The sequence below is a fragment of the Lentzea sp. NPDC060358 genome (assembly GCF_042725365.1).
Classification (GTDB): Bacteria; Actinomycetota; Actinomycetes; order Mycobacteriales; family Pseudonocardiaceae; genus Lentzea.
In genome coordinates this window covers 1-5,969 of sequence record NZ_JBHXCW010000356.1, presented here as the reverse complement: position 1 = coordinate 5,969, position 5,969 = coordinate 1, and the positions used below count along the sequence as shown (strand labels likewise).

Here is a 5,969-nt window from a genome sequence, read left to right as displayed (position 1 = left end):
GGCTCTGCTCGACGGCCGCGGTTGCGGCGTCGGCCTGCACGCGGGCGGCGGAGGCCTCGCGCCGGGCGGTTTCAGCCTCCGAGATCGCCGTCTCCAGGTCGACGCGGGCCTTGTTGGCGAGCTCGCGCTTGTAGGAGACGTCGTCGAGCAGCTCCTGCAGCCGCGACTCCGCCTGCGTCAGGCGCCCGGTCAGTTCCCCGACGCGGGCCGCCTTCGCGTCCGCCTCCGCACGCGACGCCGAGATCTCCGAGTCGCTCGGGTTCGGCGGAGGCGGCGGCACGGCGCGGGCGGTCCCCGTGAGGACGAGGGCCGCCAACGCCACCACGGCGGAGAGTCGTGTCAACACTGAGCATCACCTCCGCCCGAATTAGACCAATGAGACTCACCCGGCGCATCCGGAACTCACGCACCGTCAACCACTCGTGTCACAGTGGAACACGGACGGTGGTCCTTTTGGGACGATCGAAGTCCGCATGTCGCCGGAGTGGAGCAACGCCGGCCCGTCCTCAGGGCGCGAACTCGGCCGACGGCTCGGTGGCGTAGTTCCGCCAGATCGGCGCCATCGTCTCGCGGGTCATCGGCTGCCCCGACTCGACCATGGCCTTGAGGTCGCGGAAGTACTGCACGTACAGGTCGGGCGTGAACGTGGTCAGCATGACCGCCGGCACGTCGCCGGGGTTCGCGAACGTGTGCGGCGCGCCCGGCGGCACGGTGACCCACGTGCCGGCGCCGACCTCGTGGTCGTCGGTGCCGATGGTGAACCGCACGGTGCCCGACAGCACGTAGAAGCCCTCGTCGTGCTGCGCGTGGCGGTGCTGCGGCGGGCCGGGGGTGTGCGGCGGGATGACGACCTCGCCGATCCCCAGGCGGTGCTCGGTGTTGCTCCCGTCCTCCAGGATGCGGATCTGCGACGGGCCGCTCCCGATGAGCTCGCCCTCGCCGGGCCGGACGATCGACACGGTGGCCATGACGGACCTCCCAAGTGATTTCAGCTTGTGCAATCACCGTAGCACCAGTGACTGCACATCGTGCAATCGCTAGGCTCACGGCATGCCGCGATGGAAGCCGGACGCCGCCGAGCGCCTCGAGACCGCCGCGCTGGAGCTCTTCGGCGAGCAGGGGTTCGAGCGCACGACGATCGCCGAGATCGCGGCCAGGGCCGGGCTCACCCAGCGGACGTTCTTCAACCACTTCGCCGACAAGCGCGAGGTGCTGTTCCGGATGGGCGCGGACCTGCAGCGGGCGATCGTCACCGAGATCGGCGCGGGTTCGGACGACCTGCCGGCGCTCGACGCCGTCGTGCGCGCGATGGGGGTCGTCGCCGACGAGATGCTCGAAGTACGCCGTGACACGGCGAAGCGCCGTTACTCCGTCATCGCGGCCAACCAGGAGCTGCTGGAGCGCGAGCTCGGCAAGAACGCGGCTCTCACCGAGGCCATCGCGGACGCCCTGCACTCACGGGGGTGCGATCCCGAGAGCGCGTTCATCACCGCCGCCGCTGCGATGCTCGCGCAGCAGACGGCGTTGCGGACGTGGACGCGACCGGGCGAGACCCGGACCCTGCGCGATCTCTTGCAGCAGGCCGTCCGCGCCCTGCGCACCACCGTGGGAACTAGTTGACGCCGCGCTCCCGGCCCGTCCAGTACGGCTCGCGGAGCTTGAACTTCTGGATCTTTCCGGTCGCCGTGCGCGGGATCGCGTCGCGGAACTCGACCGACGTCGGCGCCTTGTACCCGGCGAGCCTGTCCTTGCAGTGCTTGATCAGCTCGGCCTCGGTGACGTCGCCGGAGCGCACGACGAGCGCCTTGATCGTCTCGCCCCACTTCTCGTCGGGCACGCCGATCACCGCGACCTCGGCGACGGCCGGGTGCGAGAACAGGCAGTCCTCGACCTCGATCGACGAGACGTTCTCGCCGCCGGTGATGATCACGTCCTTCTTGCGGTCGGAGATGGTCAGGTGGCCCTGGTCGTCGAAGTGGCCGCCGTCGCCGGTGCGGAAGAAGCCGTCCTCGATCGCGTCGGCGGTCGCCTCCGGGTTCTCCCAGTAGCCCTCCATGACCACGTTGGACCGCGCGAGCACCTCACCGGTCTCGGAGATCCTCAGCTGCGCGCCCAGCGCCGGCGCGCCCGCGCGGGACTGCAGCCGGGCCTTCTCCTCGCCGGACGGTCCCGGCCGGGCACGGTTGAACGTGAGCAGCGGCGCGGTCTCGGTCAGGCCGTAGATCTGCAGGAACTCCCAGCCCAGTTCCTCGGTCACGCGCTGGATCGTGCGCGAGGGCGGCGGCGCTCCGGCGCAGACGATGCGCACGGTGTCACGGCCGGGGATCTCGCCGTCCCACGACGCGGCGGCGTCCAGCACAGCGTTCCACACGGCCGGTGCGCCGCACATGAGCGTGACGCCGTGGTCGCGCACACGGCGCAGGATCTCGGCACCGTCGACCTTGCGCAGCACCACCTGCGGCACGCCCAGGCCCGTGAGACCGAACGGCATGCCCCAGCCGTTGCAGTGGAACATCGGCAGCACGTGCATGTAGACGTCGCCTTCCCACGCACGCGTGTGCATCGCGAACGTGACGGCGTTCAGCCAGATGTTGCGGTGCGTCAGCTGCACGCCCTTGGGCCGCGCGGTGGTGCCCGACGTGTAGTTGATCGTCGCGGTCGCGTCCTCCGACGGCGCGCTCCACGGCCGTGGCTCCACATCGAACCGCAGCAGCGACTCGGACTCCTCGCCCAGCGTGAAGCGGTGCTTCGCGGTCACGTCGTCCAGGGACAGCTCGGGGTCGACGAACAACGCCGACGCGCCGCTGTGCTCGACGATGTACTTCACCTCGTCGGGCCGCAGGCGGAAGTTCACCGGCACGCAGATCCGCCCGCTGCCGGGCACGGCGTGCAGCAGCTCCAGCATCCGCGCCGAGTTGTGGCTGACCACGGCGACGCGCTCGCCCTCGCCGACGCCCAGGGCGTCGAGCCCGGCCCGCCACGCGCGCACCCGGTCCGCCATCTGCGCGTACGTCGTCGTCCCGACCGGCCCGGCCGGCTGGTCCGGTTCGTCGACGGTCGCCGTCGTCGCCGGGAACGCGAACGACGCCCGGTCCAGGAAGTCCGTGGTGATCAGCGGTACGCGCATGTCACGACACTACGACCAGGTGCTCGGATCTCCCCAGGACGAGAACCGGCCTCCCCCGGATGGAGGAACGGCGCTGAGGTCGGGCAGCACCTCGCCCACGGGTTCGTGCAGGACGACGGCGGCCACCGAGTCGTACGGCGTCGGTTCGGCGTTGCAGATGACGACCTGGGCGCCCGCCTTCGCCGCCAGCGGCACCAGCCCCGCCGCGGGTTGCACGGAGAGCGACGTCCCGGCCACGAGCAGCACGTCGCAGTCCAGCGCGGCCAGGCGCGCGCGGCGCAGCACCTCGCCGTCGAGCTCCTGCCCGAACGAGATCGTGGCGGACTTGAGGATTCCGCCGCAGCGCAGGCAGTCCGGTTCGGGGTCGCCGTCCGCGACGCGCTTCAACGCCTCGCGCATCGGGCCCGTGGCACCGCACTGCAGGCACACGGTGGCGTGCAGCGTTCCGTGCAGCTCCAGCACCCGGTGCGGGTCGGACCCGGCCTTCTGGTGCAGGCCGTCGATGTTCTGCGTCAGGACGGTGCGCAGCCGCCCGGACCGTTCGAGCTCGACCAGCGCCTTGTGCGCGGCGTTGGGCCGGGCGGTCCACACGGGACTGTCCAGCCGGGTCCGCCAGGCGAGCCTGCGGACCTCGGGGTCGGAGAGGTAGGCGGCCAGGGAGGCGCCGCGGCCCGCGTCGGCGTCGCGGGCCCACAGCCCGTCGGGCCCGCGGAAGTCCGGGATGCCCGAGTCGGTGGAGACTCCCGCGCCCGTGAGCACCGTGATCCGGTGCGCCGAGGCGACCAGCGCCCGAGCCGCCGCGCACGCCTGGGAGACCATCGGTTCACACTAGACGGGTGCGCAGCGCTGTGGGAGCCGCCATCGCGGCAGTGGGCTTGGTCACGTCGATCGCGGGGACTTTCCTGCCGTGGCTGAAATCCGGATCGACCACGAGGGACAGTTACGAGGTGCTCTCGCTCCGTGGTTTCGCCGGGCTGGACGGGGTGGCGGGCACCGTCGTGACGGCGGTCTGGGTGGGTCTGACGCCGCTCGCCATGATCGTCGTCGCCCTCTTCGTGTTCCGATTTAGTCGGTTTGCCGCGTGCACGGGTCTTCTCTTTGGCACGATCAGTGGAACCGTGGCCCTACTAGCCACAGTCCAAGGAGATAGCAAGGGTTCATTGGTCGGAATCAGCACCGCTGGACCGGTCACGACCCTTGCCGGTGCCGTACTGACGATCGCGGGGGCGATCACGGTGCTCACCTCGTCCAGGCGCAGCGCAGTGAGAACTCCAGGAGGGAACCCGTGAGCTACCCAGGTGGCGGCGGCGGCCAGTGGCAGCCGCAGAACAACCCGTACGGGCAGCAGCCCCAGCAGGGCGGCTACCCGCAGCAGCCAGGCGGCCAGCCCCAGCAGGGCGGCTTCCCGCAGACCGGGCCCCAGGGGTTCCCGCAGCAGCCCCAGCAGGGCGGCTACCCGCAGCAGGGCTTCCCGCAGACCGGGCCGCAGGGCTTCCCCCAGCAGGGGTTCCCGCAGCAGGGCTTCGAGCAGCAGCCCTACGGCTACGCGCCGATGGGCGGCGAGCCGCCGAAGAAGAAGCGCACCGGCCTGGTCGTCACGGCCGTCGTCGCGGTGCTGCTGCTGATCGGCGGCGGCGTCACGTACTTCGCGGTGCTGAAGTCCGACCCGGCGGCCAACGCCGGCCAGGACACGCCGGAGGTCGCGGCCAAGAACCTGATCGAGCAGCTCGGCAGCGGTGACGTCGTCGGCATCATGGCCTCGCTGGCGCCCGCGGAGGCGGCGCTGTCGAAGGACTACATGGAGTCGATGACCAAGGAGATGAAGCGGCTCGAGATCCTCAAGCCCGAGGCCGACCCGAACAAGCTCACCGGCGTCGAGTTCAAGAGCGAGAACATCAAGTTCGACGAGGCCGCCGCCGAGAAGATCAACGACCACCTCACCATCAACAAGCTGGTCGAGGGCAAGATCACGATCACCTCGGACGCGTCGAAGATCCCGCTCACCGACAAGCTCGTCGACGCGCTGGGCGACGACATCAACCTGACCGGGTCGAAGTCCGAGACCGTCGACATCACCGCCGAGGTCAAGAAGCGCGGCACGCCGATCGGCATCGCGTCGATCAAGGTCGGCGACAAGTGGTACCCGAGCGCCTTCTACACGATCGCCAACGCGGTCCTGGAGGAGGAGAAGCTGAAGTGGCCGCAGTCCGGTTTCGCGCCCGAGGGTGCGAGCTCGCCGGAGGACGCCGCGAAGAACCTGGTCAACGCCGCGCTCGACGGTGACCTGAAGAAGGTCATCACGCTGCTGCCGCCGGACGAGGCCGGTGTGCTGCAGGACCTCGGCCCGCTGCTGCTCGAGCAGGCCGGCCGGATGGACAAGACCGGCGCCAAGCTGAACGCGCTGGAGACCGACGTCAAGGACGTCGCCGGCGGCAAGCAGGTCACGGTCAAGAAGGTGTCGGTCACCGCCGAGGGCGAGACCGTCACGATCTCCCGCGACGGCGACTGCTACGCGGCCGAGGTGCCCGGCCAGGGCACGCAGAAGCTCTGCGCCGACGAGATCACGCAGCTCGTCAAGCAGCAGGGCGGCAAGAACATGCCCGCCGAGGCCGCCGAGATCATCGGCCGCGTCGCCGGGTCGGTCATGAAGACCGGTGTCGGCGTCGTCGCCACCGAGGTCGACGGCAAGTGGTACGTGAGCCCGATCCGCTCCTACTACGAGCTGGCGCTGACGCTGTTCCGCGGCTTCGAGCCCAAGGACGTCGACGCGCTGATCGAGCTGCTCAAGAAGTAAGTTCTCGCAGGTCGGCCACGGCCCTGTCACCCGCAACAGCGCGGTGAC

At 70.2% G+C, this 5,969-nt stretch carries 6 protein-coding genes and 1 pseudogene; 3 read left to right on the top strand and 4 right to left on the bottom strand.

Annotated features, from left to right (window positions below; genetic code table 11):
* Both ACFWGZ_RS38840 and ACFWGZ_RS38835 read right to left on the bottom strand, forming a co-directional pair.
* Window positions 1-346: pseudogene (locus ACFWGZ_RS38840) on the bottom strand (hydrolase); the annotation flags it as partial.
* A gap of 160 nt (window positions 347-506) precedes the next feature.
* Window positions 507-968, bottom strand: coding sequence for a cupin domain-containing protein (locus tag ACFWGZ_RS38835; protein WP_382456592.1), 462 nt, complete (start codon window positions 966-968; stop codon window positions 507-509).
* Between the two features lie 82 nt (window positions 969-1,050).
* Between ACFWGZ_RS38835 and ACFWGZ_RS38830 the strand changes: the two genes are divergently transcribed.
* Entirely contained in the window at window positions 1,051-1,620 is a 570-nt protein-coding gene (locus tag ACFWGZ_RS38830) for a TetR/AcrR family transcriptional regulator (protein ID WP_382456591.1), read from the top strand.
* On the opposite strand, the gene ACFWGZ_RS38825 is transcribed toward ACFWGZ_RS38830, so the two are convergent.
* Window positions 1,613-3,127, bottom strand: coding sequence for a class I adenylate-forming enzyme family protein (locus ACFWGZ_RS38825; protein ID WP_382456590.1), 1,515 nt, complete (start codon window positions 3,125-3,127; stop codon window positions 1,613-1,615). The two genes, ACFWGZ_RS38830 and ACFWGZ_RS38825, sit on opposite strands and share 8 nt — an antisense overlap.
* Window positions 3,128-3,136: 9 nt before the next feature.
* The gene (locus ACFWGZ_RS38820; protein WP_382456589.1) at window positions 3,137-3,946 is read right to left on the bottom strand and encodes an NAD-dependent deacetylase; all 810 of its coding nucleotides are present in this window, start codon (window positions 3,944-3,946) and stop codon (window positions 3,137-3,139) included.
* Between the two features lie 17 nt (window positions 3,947-3,963).
* On the opposite strand from ACFWGZ_RS38820, the gene ACFWGZ_RS38815 reads away from it, so the two are divergent.
* Together ACFWGZ_RS38815 and ACFWGZ_RS38810 are read left to right on the top strand one after the other, a co-directional pair.
* The gene (locus ACFWGZ_RS38815) at window positions 3,964-4,416 is read left to right on the top strand and encodes a hypothetical protein (protein ID WP_382456588.1); all 453 of its coding nucleotides are present in this window, start codon (window positions 3,964-3,966) and stop codon (window positions 4,414-4,416) included.
* A complete protein-coding gene (locus ACFWGZ_RS38810; RefSeq protein WP_382456587.1) occupies window positions 4,413-5,921 on the top strand; it encodes a flagellar basal body protein FliL in 1,509 nt (502 codons plus the stop codon). The genes ACFWGZ_RS38815 and ACFWGZ_RS38810 overlap by 4 nt, the downstream gene beginning before the upstream one ends.
* Window positions 5,922-5,969 lie beyond the last annotated feature (48 nt).